Raw genomic sequence first — 15588 nt, forward strand, 5'->3', positions numbered from 1 at the left:
CTTATGTAAAAACCACCAATGCCCGAAGCCCGCAAATATCATTTCATAATTACGGCCATTCTCTCGAAGAAAGCAGGGTAGGCAATGCGAAGAGGGCTACGAGTTTCACTCGCCGCCGCCGGCCTTATGGCCGCCGCCTGTGGGTCAAACGCCGGCACGCCATCTACCCCGTCCGACACCGACGCTCAGTCCGGCTACACGATCAGCGTTCAGGATGAATGCATCCGGCTCCACGGGCAGGACTCCAACGCCCGCGGCCGAGACGGGCAAGGCTCCACCGGCTGGTTCTGCCAACTGCCGGGCGGCACCGAGGTGCCGTTCACCGCTGCCGACATGCAGTCGGCCTGCGACCACCAGCACCCCGGGCGCACCCGTGCCGTTCAGCTGTCCACCACACCGCCGCCCGGCGGCAACTCCGTCTGGGTCTGCCGGCCGACCAAGCCGGTGCCAACCCCTTAGCCGCACTACCGGAGCAAGAAAGCCGCCCCGGTAGGCGGCTTTCTTGCAGAATAATTCCTGGAGCGGGTGAGGGGAATCGAACCCCTATAGCCTGCTTGGAAGGCAGGAACATTAACCGTTATGCTACACCCGCGCACATATCTAGGCAGCAAATCCATCTCATTATACAATAGTCACAAGATGGCAACCCCACAATCCGCTCAAACTGTACTTATGGTCCGACCCACCAGTTTTGGCTACGACACCCAAACCGCTCTCACGAACGCGTTTCAAAACCTGCCCACCGCCGAGGCCGAGGCCGTCCAACAGCTCGCCGCGGCCGAATTCCAGGCCTACATCGAAATCCTGCGCGCCCACGATATCGACACGATCATCATCGACGACCAGCCGCATCCGCCCAAGCCCAACGGCGTGTTCCCCAACAATTGGCTCACCACCACTGCCGACGGCCGGGTATATCTCTACCCCATGGCCACCCCCAGCCGGCGCATCGAGCGCGACCCGGCGATCTTGGCCCGCCTGGCCGAGACGCACCACGTCGCCGCCATCCATGATCTCTCCGAAGCCGAAGCCCGCGAAGAATTCCTCGAGAGCACCGGCGTGATCATCTTCGATCACGCGCACAAAATCGCCTATGCCTGCATCTCTCCGCGCTGCCACGAAGACCTATTCGTGCGCCACGCCGCCGAAATCGGCTACACGCCGGTAGCGTTTCGGGGTTTCGTGAACGATCTGCCGCTCTATCACACCAATCTCATGCTGGGCATCCAAAGCACCACCGCCGTCATCTGCAGTGCGGCCATCACCGCTCCGGCCGAACGCGAGCGCGTACTCCAATCGCTCCGCACCACCGGTCACGAAGTGGTCGACATCACACCCGATCAACTCGCGCAATATTGCGGCAACATCCTCGAAGTTCAAAACCGGCAGGGCCGCCGCTATCTGGTACTGTCTACCTCCGCGCAGGCCGCCTTCACGCCCCGGCAGCTCAAAATCCTCAGCCGCGACAAAACCCTGCTGCCCGTAGCCCTGCCCACCATCCAAGCCGTCGGCGGCGGAAGCGCCCGGTGTATGGTGGCCGAAATCTTCTTACCGCGGTCGCTACAATAATTCCTGGTCGGGGTGAAAGGACTCGAACCTTCGACCTCATGCTCCCAAAGCACGCGCGCTACCAGCTGCGCCACACCCCGATAACTTGACAATTATAGGCGAGCGCAACCTAATTGGTCAAACCGTAATCGCCCGCCTAAAGTATTGCAATATTTCAAAAATTATGGTATAAAACCTTAGTTGCTCATCCACAAACCAGCCGGTTCCCGGAGGAATCAATGCTCGGCTCGCACGGCCGCCACCGTCGCCCGCGTGGTCACAAAGCCAACCCCGCGACTATCGCAATCCTCGCGCTCCTCGCCGCCGCCGTCCTCGGCGTCGCGAGTGGTGCCGGGTTCGCGAACACCCGCAACACGGCTCCCGGTCCGGGTATCGTCACGTCGGCTCCCCATCCCGGGCCGACCGAAACGGTCACCCAGGTGATGATGGTTCCGGAGCCGCCCAAGCCGGCGACAACCACCAGCACCTACCGCCCCTTCCCGATCCGACCGCGGACCGCCGCCCCGTCCACGGCCGCACCGACTCCCGAGCCTTCCGCGACCGCCGCGCCGGCCGGCACCCCCAGTCCGCGCTCGCCGGCGACACCCCCGCTCGCTCCGCGGGCCAGCTCGCCGCCTATCGCGGCCAGCCCCACGGCCGAGCCCACGACACCCCCGGCGACCCCAACCTCCGATCCGACCAGTGCCAGCCCTACGCCAACCGACCCCAGCGCACCGGTCGCAACCGGCTGAGCAACAACCATCCGCCCCGCGAGCCGGCCCATCAGGGCCGGCTCCCCAACTCTGGATTTATCCCCCAAAATAAGGTAAAGTACCAAGGTCAAAAACCAAATACCGTCATGGCGGGCGTAGCTCAGTTGGTTAGAGCGACTGGTTGTGGTCCAGTAGGTCGTGGGTTCAAGTCCCATCGCTCGCCCCATTTGCGCTTATGCTTATAACGGCTCTACAGAGTCGTTATTTTGTTATTACTGAACAAAACCAAAAAGTTGTTTCGAACATTTGGCACTTAAAGCTCTGCCAAAGTATTTAAGCTCAGCTCTTCAAGCGAATCAACCACCAGGTCAGCTTCCGAGAACAATTTCCGGTCAATGTGTCGGTTCGGCACCGCAACCACTTTCATGCCCGCTCGTTTCGCCGCCGCTACCCCAGTCGGAGCATCTTCCAAAACTACGCACTCATCAGGCTTAACGCCAATTTCTTCTGCTGCTCGTAAGAAAATGTCTGGCTCTGGTTTGCCACGCTTCACCTGATCCCCGGAAATAATTGCATCGAAATGATGACCCGCTTGAAGCTGCTCGATAACGATAATTATATGGTGACGCGCCGAGGATGAGGCAATTGCCTTCTTAATGCCTTGCTCCGATAAGTGGTCGAGCAAGGTCATAAGTCCTGGCATCGGCTGCATCCCCTTTGCTAATAGCTCCTCATAGACCTGTTGCTTTTTGTCGTACAAAACATCAACGCTCTCGGAGAGCTGATGCACTTGTTTAAGACGTTCCCAATTATCCCTTGCCCCAACCCCCACTTCTTGCACGAGGCCACCATGAAGAACGGGAGTAACCCCGTACTCCTGTAGCACCGCTTCAAACGACTTCGATTGAAGATGCTCGCTATCAATCATCAGGCCGTCCATGTCGAAAATAACTGCTTTTATCATGCGCTCAATAATATCACCTCGAAACCACTTCTGAGCTATAATCCGATCATGCCAACTGATCGAATCACCATTGTGAACGAAGCCGATAGCGTCATCGGCTCCGAAGACAGGAGCATTGCGCGCGCCCAGGGACTTCGGCATCGTATTGTGCGGGTCTTTTTGGTGAATTCAGAAGGTAAAGTGTTGCTCCATCGACGGTCAGAAAAGCTCAAGGATAATCCTGGAAAATGGGATCAGTCAGTCGGTGGTCATGTGGATGAAGGCGAAGACTACATCACGGCTGCCCGTCGAGAGACGCAGGAAGAGCTGGGAATTGCAGTAGAAAAATTTGAAGAAATCGGGAAATTCTATATCGAGCGCGAAGCTCCGGGCGGCTTCGTCAGAAGGTTTCAGGCCGTATTCATCGCCAGAGGAGACGGCCCGGTCAAACTTGACGAGAGTGAAATTGCCGAGATTCGCTGGTTTGATATAGCGGAAGCAGCGGAGTTCTACTCGCAAAAACCCGACGCATTCACAAAGAATTTTGCTAGAGCCTTTGAGCTGCTCCAGAAGGCATTAGCGACCTGAACTTAATATCATTAACCATCGCGCAAACCGCACCACAACATTCTGTTCGAAACTTGAACTTACAAAGGGCCACTCGAAATAAAAATCAGCGCAGGCAAAACCCCAGTCGGCGTGACATTTGAGATTGCTTCGGCCAGTATTTAGCCACCAATGGAGGTCAGCTATATCGTTAAATATCGTAAAAAAGGCGCTCTATTTTTGAGGTTAAGCGCAGCGAATCGTTAAATATCGTAAAATGCTTAAGCTGGCATCTACAGATAAGAAATCACTATTGGTAAACAAAAACAACCTAATGATTGCCGATTTCGTATGTGGTGCTAGGGCCTTGGCCGCGCTGAGCCACCAGGTCTAATTCTATAAGCTTATTGATGTCGGCGATGACCGTAGGGCGGGTAATCGAGCCAATGGTCTGAACTATGTCTCGCGACGTTGCAGAAGACTTGTTAAGAATAATCTGCCAAATAGCGAGCTGGCGCTCTGTTAACTCTGAATATGTCGGCCCAAGTAGTGTCACGGTGAACATATTGGCGACATTTCTAAAGATAGGCCGAGAAAGATTTACTTGGCGCATATAGTCATAAACAAGGTCAATACCGCGGCCATACTCCTCAAGATAACCCAAATCTTTCATCAGGGCAGCAATAACTGAATTTCTGCTAAACTGCGCCTCTCGAATGTTATCGACGGTAATTCGCGGAGGAAGAGTGCCGGGGTTGGAAATCTCGATTCGATCGGGGAAAACTCGTACCTGAATATAAGATTCGATGATGCTGTAGTCTCGATGAATAACAGCATTTGCGGCGATTTCACGAATAGCCTTTTCGGGGTAAGCGTATGTTTCCACCCGACGAGTACCCTCGATAGTGGCGCTTCTGGCAATATTTCTCAGTACAAACGAGTTCATGGTATCAATTTGTTCTTCAAGAGTCCCATGAAGGTCTTGCTTGTCGATTATTTCGCTTGCCGTAGTCGGGCCTGCGTATCGGACACAGCGAATAACGTACCGGTCTAGCTCAGGATTCCGCTGAGGCGGGTTGCTACTAAAGATCATTGCCCCAGCCAAGGTAGCCACCCTTTCGGACTCACAGATGGCAAGAATCTTCATGTTTAGGAGGGTGTCATCATGAATGGCATTCTCTCGCCCGGTTCTCTCGCCGAGTTCATGAATGAGGTGTTGAATCTTATCTTGGCTGAGATCGGCTTCATGTATCGAGCGAATTTGGGTCAAATCATATTTGAAACCCGATGAATTACGAATGAACTGCCTCAGCTCATCATCGGTAATGGGCCGATTACTATTCCCGACACGGATATAAGCACCACGATCCATGCCGAGCTTTCGGTCATAGCAGGGCTTCCTCTCGTCCGGTACTGCATCAATAACCACGGCAAGTAGAGTCTTCCCATCGATTGTAATCGCTCGATATTCTGGCCTCTCAGCGTTGATGATCCGATCGCTAAAGAAGTTTGTCGTTCGTTCGGTCATTTCATGGACATTTGTAACGCCAACCGGCGCAAACGTGCGCGTAACAGGGTCTTCGACTACACCGTATACAATTAAGCCTCCATCAGCGGCCTTGTTACTAAATGCGGTTATGCTACGCCAGATAATATCCGGTAAGCCACCCCGTGTATCTTTGAACTCGACTAAATTGGTCTCTCCGTTGGATTGGATAGCTTCTTGCACCAGTGATGTGAGTTCGGCTTCGGATATGCCTCTCATATTTCCTCGGAATAAGTCCTTATAATATAACAGCTCATCTGGGATAGCGCCTGAATTTAAGCAGCCAGCACCGATCTGAACTTAATATCATTCACCATCGCGCAAACTGCGGCGTAGCACTCTGTTCGAAACTTGAACCCTAGCTCGCCCCATTGCAATTGTCTTGACGACCAAATTTATCATCTGATATTATCAAACTCGGAAGACATGGGAGGATATAAAGAAGCTCCTAGATGTAGCCTGTCGAGTTAAGAATGTTTTGTTCAATGTCCGCCGTCCGAGTTCGATGCTTTGTTAGTTAGTAAGCTGCATCACCGCGACGTCTTCCATCCAGTCCGTAAAATAAGAGGCATTTAAATGCCTCTTATTTTTTTGTTTCCCCATCTTCGACCCTAAATTAGCATTAGAACAAGAGGGGCAAGATGCGGCGGCTCCATTGCATGCCGGGCTAAGCCCCTGGGATATGCCTTGTTTGATAAAGGAAAATGCTAAACAGAATTGGAACAAGCTAGAGCAGCTACTTGCCAACCAGAACGGCAGACATAAATTTTGGCAGGCTATTTTTTTGCGAGCCAGGCCAGCACATGCTTTAATTAAGCATAAGCAGTAATGAAGGGCTTCAATGCCGAAACAGTCTCGCCGCAGAATCAATTCTCGACTTATTTTCTCTATCCTTGGCGGATTCGCGGTTTTAGCGCTCCTCGCACAGGCCATGTTGATAATGCAGCTCTACGCTCGTACCGACCAGCTAAAGACCCAAGAACTAAAAGCCACCCTAATCGATGCCGTTCGCAGCCTAAACACTGAGCCTGCGATTGACCCCCAAACCGGACGCCGATTTATCCCTTCCGCTCGCGTGGTTTTTCCTGCCAGGATCGACAGCCACCTTTATTACCGCGACCCCGGCAACGAGCCCACCCTATGGCTAACCGACGCGAATAATCAATCGCAGGCCGTCACCAAGGTCCGGACCGCTGAATCGCTCTCAGACATGTTTAAAGAAGTCGATGCGTTGCAGCTGTGTAGCCGGCAGGTAGTAGTGAGCTTTAATACTCCCAATCCCCAAGATAATACCGACAAGCTAACTTTAAAAAGCACGAAAAAGCTAAAAGACGGCCGCATAGCCTACGTATATCAGAATGAATGCCCATACGGCGCCGAGCCTCTCCTGAGGTCCGTCGATCAAATGGAAAGCTATTAAGGTCGTCCCTCGCTCAACATTATGGATCTCGCTCCGACCAGACCCCCTACCGGTCGCGGCTCATCCAGGCCATGGCAAGCAGACCCACGCCCAGGCCAATCACGGCGCCCGCAGTCAAGCCCAGCCACAGTGGTTTGACGAACAGCCCGGCGCCCAGTCCGACCATGAAACAGCCGGCCAGCGCGATCCCGCCGGATTCGTAGTCTTTAAAAGGGTTGGTAGGGTGTTGTTCGTTTGACATGATTACTCCTTAAAAATTAGATATCTAAATATTCCACCGGCGCTTCATCGCGGCTTTGCGCCTGGTGCATGAGCTTGAGCAGCGCACTCGGTAGCTTACCCTCGGCCTCTTCCAATGATGCAAATACAACGAGCTGAGTGTCGGGTGTGTATTCAAAGTAATCCGCCGTCCGCCAAAAGTCGCGCTGGCGAAAAACATCAAGATTGGGCTGCTTGGTGATCTCCACCGCCCACTGGTTCTTGGCTGTTTTAAACACCCGAGCCGTAAACCAGTCATTATGATCGCCCGCCCCCTGCCACTTAATGAGCAAACGGCCGTTAAATCGCTTCTCCTGCTGCAGGCCCTTGGTGCCCGTTTGCACCACGATCTCTTTAAGGCCCTTGGTCTGGGCTTCGCTCCGAGTAATAAACTCCTTGAGCGCCCGCAACAGCACCGCCGAAAGGTTGTCCCCGGCTAATTGCTGAGCCTGCTCATAAACAGCCTGGTCTTCATTTGAGACGTAAATAGTCTTGTTTGGCATCATGCTAATCACTTATACATACAAGTATACATATAGTTAAAGATTATGCAACTCAAACAAAAATCTAGATTCAAATTTTTAGCAAAGCGTGAATCTGAGACTAGCATGAAAGTTTTGAATAAACTCTACTCCCGGCCCGTAGTTTCAAGTGCCATGATTAGGGCATGGACTGGGTTTACCAGGGCCGGGTCGCAGCAGGTGATTGTACCGGCGCTACCTCGATCTATTCACTCCATAGTCCACTATTCGGCTCCTTCTCGCCTCTGAACACCGCCGCTCAAGATCGGGGCACCAGAGAGCCCAGCGGTCGACCGCCCCATTTGCCATCCATGATGTCAAACATCTGACGGCCCATGACATCTTCAGCCTCCACGGCAGGATTGGTCGAACCGTAATTGTCGATATCGCCTACCCCGTCGTTCATAAACGCGTAGATCAGCGCCGGCTTGCCCGCAGCGTCGAACATAATGCCTACCTCGTGCCGCGAATCCTCAAACGCACCGTATTTGGTAGCTACCTGGGCACGCTCCGTTGAGCTCATATTGCGGCGCACGCCATCATTGTAGCCGTTGACCCAGCGCATAATATTAAGCACAAAAGTTGACGATTTTTCCGACACCAGCGAGTGGTTCGCCAATCCTGCCAGCAAGGTATTCATCTCCCGCGGCGTGGTCTGACCCAAGAAGAACCGACTCGAACCCGCCACCGGGTCCACGTGGGTAGCCGTAAAGCCCTTGGCCGCCAATGTTTGATTTATCTCGGTGCCCGACGCCACCTGGCTGAGCATTCGAACCGCCGTATTATCCGACACCAGCAGCATTGCGGTCATGAGGTTGGCGACCGTCAAATTGTCGCCATACACTGTTTGCAGAAAATAAATCCCGCTACCAGACGCAATAATATCAGGCGTGAGTGTCAGCTTTTGGTCCAGTTTGACCTCGCCCTTGTCCACCTTGTCCATCACCGTCATCGCCACTGCCAGCTTATTTACGCTGTACGCCCACATTGGGGTGTCGGCTTGATCGTCCACCGCCGGTTTGAGCGCACCGGTTGAATCCGCCACGGTCACGTAAGAATGCCAATTGCCGGGCACTCCCGCGGTATCGGCATGGTAAATCGCCGCCACTTGTTGCGAAGCTATCAGCCACGGGATATCAGGTGCCGCGAACTGAGCCGCCCCCGGGGTAGGGGATGGCGTGGTCTCGGCAAGTACCGCTCCACCCGGCATCAAAACAGCCATACCCATCACGAGGCTAGTCAAGCCGAGTTTGGCGCGGTAGACAAATAATTCTTTAAGCATAGAAACCTCATTAAATACACAGCCAATATATACACCCAAACATCCATCTCCTTTGGTTCTTCTTCCAAATCGCCTCCCCAAGCAAATCGATAATAATATATTGCAAAACGATAAAAACTATGGTAAAAACAAACCATCAATGCGTTAAGAGAATGCCTTCAATGAAACGAAGCTCAACAATTTTCCTCCGCGGGGTAGTTTTGGCCATCGGGCTAGTCGTCCTTGGCTTGTGCATCTTTGCCCTGCCCGCCGAGATCAGAACCCCGGGCACCGAAGACTACCGCCCCATTTTCTTCGGTATGTACATAACGGCCATACCGTTTTTCGTGGCTCTCTATCACACCCTGAAACTCCTGAGCTATATCGATAACGGTCAAGCTTTCTCCCAGCTTTCCGTCGGTGCCCTCAAGCACATAAAGTATTGCGCAGTCACCATCAGTGCATTGTTTGCGGCCGGTCTGCCCTACCTCTACTTCGTGGCAGAAAAAGACGACGCCCCAGATGTCGTAGCGCTCGGATTGGTCGTTATTTTTGCCTCAATTGCGATTGCGACCTTTGCGGCCGTACTCCAAAAAATTCTAGGCGACGCCATAGCCATAAAAACGGAGAATGACCTAACGGTCTGAGGCATACTATGGCAATCGTAATTAACCTAGATGTGATGCTGGCGAAGCGAAAAATGAGCGTCACCGAACTTTCAGACCGAGTCGGGATAACGATGGCTAATCTTTCTATCCTGAAAAATGGCAAGGCCAAGGCGGTGCGGCTATCGACGCTGGAGGCGGTTTGCAAGGCGCTAGAATGTCAGCCTGGAGATATTTTAGAGTACAGACATGACGATGAAAGCCTAGTGGCAACTCGATGAAGCCAAACGTATCAACCAGCCCGACCGCCCAAACCACCGCCCTGGCCGGCGTCTCGCTCGCCTTGGGTCTGCTATTTGACTGGCTCTTTTACGGCAAGATTCCCGGCATCTCGGTTGTAATCTATGTCGTTGCCATCATGGGCGGCCTCTTTGCGCTCGCCGCCTACCTGGGCCGTCGCCTGCCGGCGCCGGCCCTCTGGTTGCTCTTGCCGCTCGGATTCTTCGCTGCCATGGTCGCCGTCAGGGCCAGTCATCTGCTCGCATTGCTCAATATTCTCGCCAGCCTGGCCCTGTTGCTGCTCGTGGCACGCCTCACCTTCCGTGACGATCTCCGAAGATTCAACCTCGCTGACTATGCCAAAATTCCATTCCTGCCGCTGAAGTTCCTCAGGCCGCTAACTCGCACGGTCGCCGAGTTTTTCGCACTCCGATCGGCGGTAAAGAATCATCCTTTGGCCGTCCAGATCACCAGGGGCGTCCTGCTGGCCATCCCGGTCCTGATCGTCTTCGTGACCCTTTTTGCCTCGGCCGATCTGGTTTTTCAAAAATACGCCATCGATGCCTTCAACCTAAAATTAAACTCCACGGCCGTGGCGCAGACACTTCTGGTCACTTTCGTCACGCTTGCATTTACGGGAGCCTACTCGTATATCTTTCGACAACCAGAGGATGAGTCGCCCGACGCCGCACCCGCGACGGCCCGGCTGCGCCTTGGTAAGATCGAGATCGCTATTCTACTCGGCGCCGTCAATGTTCTCTTCTTTCTTTTTATCCTGGTCCAGTTGGCCTACCTGTTTGGCGGTCTCAGCAACATTTCGGGCCAAGGCTTCACCTACGCCGAATACGCCCGCAAAGGTTTCTTTGAGCTCTTGGCCGTGGCCATGGTAGCCTTCGGAATGCTCTGGGCGGCAGACAAAACGGTCGCCAAAACTACCGCCGGCCATAGCCTCGCCTTTCGCCTTCTGAGCAGTGCGCTGATTACCCAGGTGATCCTCATTATGGTTTCCGCTTTCAAACGGCTATACCTCTACGAGCAGGCTTACGGGTTCACCACGTTGCGCCTCTACAGCCACGGTTTTGTAATTTTTCTAGCGGTCATATTTGTCCTATTGCTGGTCAAGATCTTAAGAAATCAGGCCGAAAACCACTTTGCCTTTCCGGCCTTCATTACCGCCATTGTGTTTCTCGCCGCCCTGAATGTGCTCAACCCCGATGCCTTCATTGCGCGCCAAAACCTCGATCGCTTCCATCAAACCGGCAAGCTCGATGGTGTCTATTTTGGCGGGCTCTCCGAGGATGCCCTTCCGGAGGTTAAAACCGCCATCGATGTCACCACGGGCGATACCAAGCAGCAGCTGATCGACTCCCTCGCCACGCGTTCTGAGCCCTCCGACTGGCAATCCTGGAACCTAGCCCGCAGTCGGGCCGGGTCCATAATTGACAATTACCCGGAGTAATAATAGTATGAAAAGTATTACAAGCGAACTCACCATGCTACCCAAAATCTATGGCACCACTACCCTCAATGAAAAAGGCCAAGCCGTCATCCCGGCCGACGCTCGCAACGCCATGGGGCTCACCGCCGGCAGTAAGCTGCTGGTGATGGGGCACCCGAACGGCAAGGGCTTGTTTTTGATCACGACCGAGCAGGCCGAACACATGCTCAAGCATTTTGCCGATCTATCCACAGCCATTAAAGAATCAAGGAGCACAGGTGAGTAGTATTCTCGAAGTCCAAGGTCTTACCAAATCCTACGGCAAAGGCGCCAACGCTTTTACGGCTTTGCATGACGTTTCGATAGCTGTAGAAAAAGGCGAAAGTCTGGCCATTTTGGGCAAGAGCGGTTCGGGCAAGTCTACGCTCATGCACCTCATGGCCCTGCTCGACAAGCCCACCGCCGGCACGGTCAGCATCGACGGCCAAGACGCGAGCAAAATCGCTGCGCGCAAACTCAACGCCCTGCGCAACAAGACCTTTGGCTTCGTCTTTCAGCAATTTTTCCTCAACGCCAACGCCAACGTCCTCGAAAACACCATATTGCCCCTCAAGATCGCCGGCGTAAGGAGCCGCAAACGCAAACAGCTCGGACTAGAGGCGCTCCGGCAAGTCGAGCTCGACGACAAGGCCCGCAACAAGGCCAAGGACCTCTCGGGCGGCCAGAAGCAGCGTGCCGTGATTGCTCGCGCGCTCATCAACCAGCCCCAGATCATCTTTGCTGACGAACCCACCGGCAACCTCGACAGCACCACTGGACGCAAAATCGAAGATTTGCTGTTCTCGCTCAACAAACAGCACGGCATCACGCTTATTCTCGTGACCCACGACGAAGACCTGGCCGCCCGGTGCGACCGCCAAATTCACATTAAAGACGGCCTGGTTGTCGGGGCCAAGGAAAAGGAATTGGTCCGGCTATGAGACTCATCGACATCTTCACCACTGCCAGCGGCAACATGTTTCGGAGCAAATTACGCACCTCGCTCACCATTCTCGCCATTTTCATCGGCTCCTTCACGCTGACCCTCACCAGCGGGCTCGGCACCGGCATTTCCAGCTATATCGACAAGCAGGTCAACAATCTCGGCGCCAAAGACGTTATGCTCATCCAGGCCGCCGACACCTCGGACGATGGCCCCGGCGGCGGCGATAGCGGCCCCAAGCCCTACAATCCCGCCAAAAAGATTTCCGCGACCGCTTTCGGTACCGCTACCACGGTTCTTACCAACGCCGACATTGCCAAGGTTAAGCAGGTTCCCGGCATCAAGAGCGTCGAGCCAAACTTGGTCGTGACGCCCGATTACATCGTGGGCACCAATAGCAAGAAATACCAAGTGTCGGCCAATCCCTACATCACCGGCACCAATATCGACCTCGCCGCCGGCTCGCAGCTCAGCAACGCCGCCACCGAGTACGACGCCCTCCTGCCGGTCGAGTACGTGTCGGTGTTGGGCTACGCGAGCAATCAAGCCGCCGTTGGCCAATCCATTACGCTTGGCATCTCTGATGGCACCGGCACGCAGCACCAAATTACCGCCACCATCAGGGGCGTGCAGCAAAAGGGCCTCACCAACTCGGGCGGCATGAATACCAATACCGCCCTCACCAATGCCCTCTTCAAAGCCCAAACCATTGGCCTGCCGGCCGCCGTCACCAACAGCTACCAGGCGCTCATCGCCAAATTCGACTCAGGCTACACCGACGCCCAAATCACCACCCTCAAAGACGATCTCAAAAAACACGACTACAAAGGCACCACCTTCCAAGACCAAATCGGCACCTTCAAGCAAGTGATTCGCGGCATCATCCTCGTGCTCGACGCCTTCGCCATCATTGCTCTGCTCGCGGCCAGTTTCGGCATCATCAACACCCTCCTCATGTCGGTCCAAGAGCGCACCAAAGAAATCGGCCTGATGAAAGCCATGGGCATGAGCGGCCCCCGCATCTTCCTGCTGTTTAGCACCGAGGCCGTCATGCTGGGCCTGTGGGGCAGCCTGATCGGCGGCGGCGTCGCCATCGTGGTGGGCCACATCGCCAACGCCATCGTCGCCAAGGGCTTCCTCAAGGACCTCGTCGGCCTCCAGCTGCTCACCTTCCCGCCGGCCCAGGTCGCCGGTATTGTCGGTATCGTCATGGCCATCGCCTTCCTCGCCGGCACCCTCCCGGCCTTCCGCGCCGCCCGCCAGAGCCCCATCGATTCCTTGCGGTACGAGTAGCGCGCATTTCCCGGAAGAATTAAACTCATGACCCCACTGATCATCTTCACCGCCCAATACCTCCACCTCGCCATCCTCGCAGTGGCTGCGGTGGTGTGGCTGACCCTACCCCGCGAAGATAAGCGAAAACTAGCCCTCACCGCGCTCCTTGCCGCAGTCATTGGTTTTGCCTTAACCAAGGTGGCGGGCGCGCTTTACTACAACCCGCGACCCTTTGTCGCCGATCACGTCGTGCCGCTCATTTACCATGCCGCCAATAATGGCTTCCCGTCGAACCACACGGTGCTCGCGATGTTGGTAGCCCTCTTGGTCCTGCAGGTGTCGAAACGCTGGGGCATAGTGCTGGTCGCCGCCGCCCTCGTGGTCGGCGCTGCCCGCGTAGCGGCCGGGGTTCACTCCCCGCTCGATATCGCTGGAGCGGTTATCGTTGCGACCGTTGCGGTCCTCGTAGCCCGAGAAGGGGTCGGCCGAATCTGGCCAAATGGGCGAAACATCGGACGGGCGTCCTAGCTCTCCTGAAACGCCTCGGGCCGAATATGGCGCGGGAGCAAAAAGCTCAGTCCAAACACAATCACCAACAATCCCAGCGCATACTCGACACCCACCTTGAACGCATGGGTGAAGTTCGCGTTGTTCACCTGCTTGGCCGCGTCGGTGAATGCCGTCGTGAGCACTTGATTGACCGGACCGGCCTCAGACTGCTTGCAGCTGTCGGGCGTCACATTGGCGTCGGTCTCGTTCACGCGGTCTTCGTAGCAGGCCTTAAAGCCCGCGACAATCGCCGTCTGCGCCTCGGCCGGCACGTGCTGCTCGGTGAGCTTGGCCTGGAGCTGCGGCGTCACCTGGTCGACACTCGCCGCCGCGTGTGCCGTGAGCTGACCAAAGAACACCACGCCAATGGCCGCCACGCCAATGGCACCGCCCAGCTGCTGCACGGCGTTGAGCACGCCCGAGGCGGAGCCGGCGTGGTTGTGGTCCACGTCGTTGAGCACCACCGCAAACACCGGCATCATGATGAGGCCCATGCCCACGCCGATCGGCACCAGGCCAGGCGCGATCACCCAAGGGCTCGTGGCCAGGCCAAAGTGGTTCATCACCCACGCCAGGTAAATCAGGCCTGAGCTCATCACGAATGTCCCGAGCGTCATCGAATACCGCCCCAGTTTCGGAATCACCACCGGCGCCAACACCGCAAACGTGACCGCAATTCCGATCGAGGTCGGAATACCCGTCAACGCGGCCTTCACCACGCTATACCCCAGCCCCACTTGCAGCATCAGCGTCGAAATCAAGAAGTAGCCGATCATTACGCCCTCGAACACTACATTGGTGAGCAGGCCCAAGCTAAACGACCGCTTAGCAAACAGCGCCGGCAGCACCAGTGGCGAGCCGTCGACCCGCTGCTTGCGCATCTGCCACCAAGCAAACAGCGCAAACGCCGGCAGCGAGGCCGCCATCGACCAAAACGTCCAAGCCGGCCACCCCAATTCACGCCCCTCGATGAGCGGGAACACGATCAGCGTCAGCGCCACCATCACAATGCCGGTTCCCACCAAATCCAGCTTCAGCGGATGCGCGCTCTTGCCGGCCGGCAGGTACTTGCGTGCGGCCCAAAAGGCAAACACGCCCACCGGAATATTAATGAGAAAGATCGGCCGCCAGTCGAGGCCAAAAATATTGGCTTTGATGAGCAAACCACCCACCACCGGCCCCAGCGAGGCCGCGATGCCCGCCATGCCGCCAAACAGTCCGTTGACCTGCCCCCGCTCCTCCGGCGGGTACATCACTTGCATCATGCTCATCACCTGGGGCACCATCAGCGCCGCCATCGCGCCCTGCAGCAAGCGCGCTACGACCAGCACCACCGGCGTCCAGGCCACGCCGCTGAGCAGCGACGCCACCGTAAACCCGGCCACGCCCCACATAAACACCTTACGGTAGCCAAAAACATCGCCCATCCGCCCGCCGGTAATCAGCAGGAGCGCAAAGCTCAGTGCATACCCCGCGATCAACCATTGAATCGTCGTGTAGCTCGCGCCCAAATTAGCCTGGATCGACGGAATCGCGATGTTCACAATCGTAGAGTCCAGCAGATCCATAATGAACGCCAGCGCCACCACAAACATAGCAATTTTGCGATGCTTCACGGATAGATTTTGCGAATGCTCGCGGGCCGAGAGGGGAGTAGCTTCGGGGGACATAACGAACCAGATTCCTTGATTTTTATTATTACGA

General features: G+C 55.4%; 18 protein-coding genes and 3 tRNA genes. 13 read left to right on the forward strand and 8 right to left on the reverse strand.

Annotated elements, in window-relative coordinates; all coding sequences use genetic code 11:
- Nucleotides 1-84: 84 nt before the first annotated feature.
- Complete coding sequence (locus tag VMT30_03780) at nt 85-459, forward strand: hypothetical protein (protein HVQ44059.1); 375 nt, start codon at nt 85-87, stop codon at nt 457-459.
- 58 nt (nt 460-517) lie between these two features.
- Here the strand turns inward: VMT30_03780 and VMT30_03785 are convergent.
- A tRNA-Gly gene (locus VMT30_03785) sits at nt 518-592 on the reverse strand.
- An 80-nt stretch (nt 593-672) separates the two neighbouring features.
- On the opposite strand from VMT30_03785, the gene VMT30_03790 reads away from it, so the two are divergent.
- Nucleotides 673-1569 carry an arginine deiminase-related protein gene (locus VMT30_03790; GenBank protein HVQ44060.1) on the forward strand — a complete coding sequence of 299 codons (897 nt, stop codon included), beginning with the start codon at nt 673-675 and terminating at the stop codon, nt 1567-1569.
- 4 nt (nt 1570-1573) lie between these two features.
- Here VMT30_03790 and VMT30_03795 read toward each other — a convergent pair.
- A tRNA-Pro gene (locus VMT30_03795) sits at nt 1574-1649 on the reverse strand.
- Between the two features lie 138 nt (nt 1650-1787).
- Here VMT30_03795 and VMT30_03800 point away from each other — a divergent pair.
- Together VMT30_03800 and VMT30_03805 are read left to right on the forward strand one after the other, a co-directional pair.
- Nucleotides 1788-2300, forward strand: coding sequence for a hypothetical protein (locus tag VMT30_03800; GenBank protein ID HVQ44061.1), 513 nt, complete (start codon nt 1788-1790; stop codon nt 2298-2300).
- A gap of 110 nt (nt 2301-2410) precedes the next feature.
- Nucleotides 2411-2487, forward strand: a tRNA-His gene (locus VMT30_03805).
- A gap of 87 nt (nt 2488-2574) precedes the next feature.
- Here VMT30_03805 and VMT30_03810 read toward each other — a convergent pair.
- The gene (locus VMT30_03810; GenBank protein ID HVQ44062.1) at nt 2575-3225 is read right to left on the reverse strand and encodes an HAD family phosphatase; all 651 of its coding nucleotides are present in this window, start codon (nt 3223-3225) and stop codon (nt 2575-2577) included.
- A 48-nt stretch (nt 3226-3273) separates the two neighbouring features.
- Here VMT30_03810 and VMT30_03815 point away from each other — a divergent pair, with 48 nt between their 5' ends.
- On the forward strand, nt 3274-3792 hold the full coding sequence (locus VMT30_03815; protein ID HVQ44063.1) for an NUDIX domain-containing protein: 519 nt from the start codon (nt 3274-3276) through the stop codon (nt 3790-3792).
- Between the two features lie 289 nt (nt 3793-4081).
- Here the strand turns inward: VMT30_03815 and VMT30_03820 are convergent, their stop codons facing one another.
- On the reverse strand, nt 4082-5515 hold the full coding sequence (locus VMT30_03820) for an ATP-binding protein (GenBank protein HVQ44064.1): 1434 nt from the start codon (nt 5513-5515) through the stop codon (nt 4082-4084).
- Between the two features lie 721 nt (nt 5516-6236).
- On the opposite strand from VMT30_03820, the gene VMT30_03825 reads away from it, so the two are divergent.
- Nucleotides 6237-6716: a hypothetical protein gene (locus tag VMT30_03825; protein HVQ44065.1), complete on the forward strand. Its 480-nt coding sequence runs from the start codon at nt 6237-6239 to the stop codon at nt 6714-6716.
- Between the two features lie 46 nt (nt 6717-6762).
- Here the strand turns inward: VMT30_03825 and VMT30_03830 are convergent, their stop codons facing one another.
- The 3 genes from VMT30_03830 to VMT30_03840 all read right to left on the reverse strand — a co-directional run bounded on the left by VMT30_03830 (nt 6763) and on the right by VMT30_03840 (nt 8777).
- Nucleotides 6763-6957 carry a hypothetical protein gene (locus tag VMT30_03830; protein HVQ44066.1) on the reverse strand — a complete coding sequence of 65 codons (195 nt, stop codon included), beginning with the start codon at nt 6955-6957 and terminating at the stop codon, nt 6763-6765.
- Nucleotides 6958-6973: 16 nt separating this feature from the next.
- Nucleotides 6974-7480: an EXLDI protein gene (locus VMT30_03835; GenBank protein HVQ44067.1), complete on the reverse strand. Its 507-nt coding sequence runs from the start codon at nt 7478-7480 to the stop codon at nt 6974-6976.
- 274 nt (nt 7481-7754) lie between these two features.
- On the reverse strand, nt 7755-8777 hold the full coding sequence (locus tag VMT30_03840) for a serine hydrolase (protein HVQ44068.1): 1023 nt from the start codon (nt 8775-8777) through the stop codon (nt 7755-7757).
- A gap of 161 nt (nt 8778-8938) precedes the next feature.
- Between VMT30_03840 and VMT30_03845 the strand changes: the two genes are divergently transcribed.
- Genes VMT30_03845 through VMT30_03875 form a run of 7 tightly spaced genes read left to right on the forward strand, consistent with a single transcriptional unit; the run spans nt 8939 to nt 13863 of the window.
- Nucleotides 8939-9403, forward strand: a complete 465-nt coding sequence (locus VMT30_03845) for a DUF2975 domain-containing protein (protein ID HVQ44069.1) — start codon at nt 8939-8941, stop codon at nt 9401-9403.
- 8 nt (nt 9404-9411) lie between these two features.
- Nucleotides 9412-9642 (forward strand): helix-turn-helix transcriptional regulator, encoded by a 231-nt coding sequence (locus VMT30_03850; protein HVQ44070.1) that lies wholly within the window; start codon nt 9412-9414, stop codon nt 9640-9642.
- The gene (locus tag VMT30_03855; protein ID HVQ44071.1) at nt 9639-11099 is read left to right on the forward strand and encodes a DUF4173 domain-containing protein; all 1461 of its coding nucleotides are present in this window, start codon (nt 9639-9641) and stop codon (nt 11097-11099) included. Before VMT30_03850 ends, VMT30_03855 begins: the two co-directional genes overlap by 4 nt.
- A 7-nt stretch (nt 11100-11106) precedes the next feature.
- Complete coding sequence (locus tag VMT30_03860; GenBank protein HVQ44072.1) at nt 11107-11364, forward strand: AbrB/MazE/SpoVT family DNA-binding domain-containing protein; 258 nt, start codon at nt 11107-11109, stop codon at nt 11362-11364.
- Entirely contained in the window at nt 11357-12058 is a 702-nt protein-coding gene (locus VMT30_03865; protein HVQ44073.1) for an ABC transporter ATP-binding protein, read from the forward strand. The genes VMT30_03860 and VMT30_03865 overlap by 8 nt, the downstream gene beginning before the upstream one ends.
- Nucleotides 12055-13353, forward strand: a complete 1299-nt coding sequence (locus tag VMT30_03870) for an ABC transporter permease (GenBank protein HVQ44074.1) — start codon at nt 12055-12057, stop codon at nt 13351-13353. The genes VMT30_03865 and VMT30_03870 overlap by 4 nt, the downstream gene beginning before the upstream one ends.
- A gap of 27 nt (nt 13354-13380) precedes the next feature.
- A complete protein-coding gene (locus VMT30_03875; protein ID HVQ44075.1) occupies nt 13381-13863 on the forward strand; it encodes a phosphatase PAP2 family protein in 483 nt (160 codons plus the stop codon).
- Here VMT30_03875 and VMT30_03880 read toward each other — a convergent pair.
- Complete coding sequence (locus VMT30_03880; protein HVQ44076.1) at nt 13860-15500, reverse strand: MFS transporter; 1641 nt, start codon at nt 15498-15500, stop codon at nt 13860-13862. The two genes, VMT30_03875 and VMT30_03880, sit on opposite strands and share 4 nt — an antisense overlap.
- Nucleotides 15501-15588: the final 88 nt, after the last annotated feature.

This window comes from Candidatus Saccharimonadia bacterium (genome assembly GCA_035544015.1).
Taxonomy (GTDB): Bacteria; Patescibacteriota; Saccharimonadia; order UBA4664; family UBA4664; genus UBA5169.

Bases quoted from the DNA above. Each gene is read 5' to 3' on its own strand.
- VMT30_03780 (HVQ44059.1), top strand. From the start codon at position 85: ATGCGAAGAGGGCTACGAGTTTCACTCGCCGCCGCCGGCCTTATGGCC.
- VMT30_03790 (HVQ44060.1), top strand. From the start codon at position 673: ATGGTCCGACCCACCAGTTTTGGCTACGACACCCAAACCGCTCTCACG.
- VMT30_03800 (HVQ44061.1), top strand. From the start codon at position 1,788: ATGCTCGGCTCGCACGGCCGCCACCGTCGCCCGCGTGGTCACAAAGCC.
- VMT30_03810 (HVQ44062.1), bottom strand. From the start codon at position 3,225: ATGATAAAAGCAGTTATTTTCGACATGGACGGCCTGATGATTGATAGC.
- VMT30_03815 (HVQ44063.1), top strand. From the start codon at position 3,274: ATGCCAACTGATCGAATCACCATTGTGAACGAAGCCGATAGCGTCATC.
- VMT30_03820 (HVQ44064.1), bottom strand. From the start codon at position 5,515: ATGAGAGGCATATCCGAAGCCGAACTCACATCACTGGTGCAAGAAGCT.
- VMT30_03825 (HVQ44065.1), top strand. From the start codon at position 6,237: ATGCAGCTCTACGCTCGTACCGACCAGCTAAAGACCCAAGAACTAAAA.
- VMT30_03830 (HVQ44066.1), bottom strand. From the start codon at position 6,957: ATGTCAAACGAACAACACCCTACCAACCCTTTTAAAGACTACGAATCC.
- VMT30_03835 (HVQ44067.1), bottom strand. From the start codon at position 7,480: ATGATGCCAAACAAGACTATTTACGTCTCAAATGAAGACCAGGCTGTT.
- VMT30_03840 (HVQ44068.1), bottom strand. From the start codon at position 8,777: ATGCTTAAAGAATTATTTGTCTACCGCGCCAAACTCGGCTTGACTAGC.
- VMT30_03845 (HVQ44069.1), top strand. From the start codon at position 8,939: ATGAAACGAAGCTCAACAATTTTCCTCCGCGGGGTAGTTTTGGCCATC.
- VMT30_03850 (HVQ44070.1), top strand. From the start codon at position 9,412: ATGGCAATCGTAATTAACCTAGATGTGATGCTGGCGAAGCGAAAAATG.
- VMT30_03855 (HVQ44071.1), top strand. From the start codon at position 9,639: ATGAAGCCAAACGTATCAACCAGCCCGACCGCCCAAACCACCGCCCTG.
- VMT30_03860 (HVQ44072.1), top strand. From the start codon at position 11,107: ATGAAAAGTATTACAAGCGAACTCACCATGCTACCCAAAATCTATGGC.
- VMT30_03870 (HVQ44074.1), top strand. From the start codon at position 12,055: ATGAGACTCATCGACATCTTCACCACTGCCAGCGGCAACATGTTTCGG.
- VMT30_03875 (HVQ44075.1), top strand. From the start codon at position 13,381: ATGACCCCACTGATCATCTTCACCGCCCAATACCTCCACCTCGCCATC.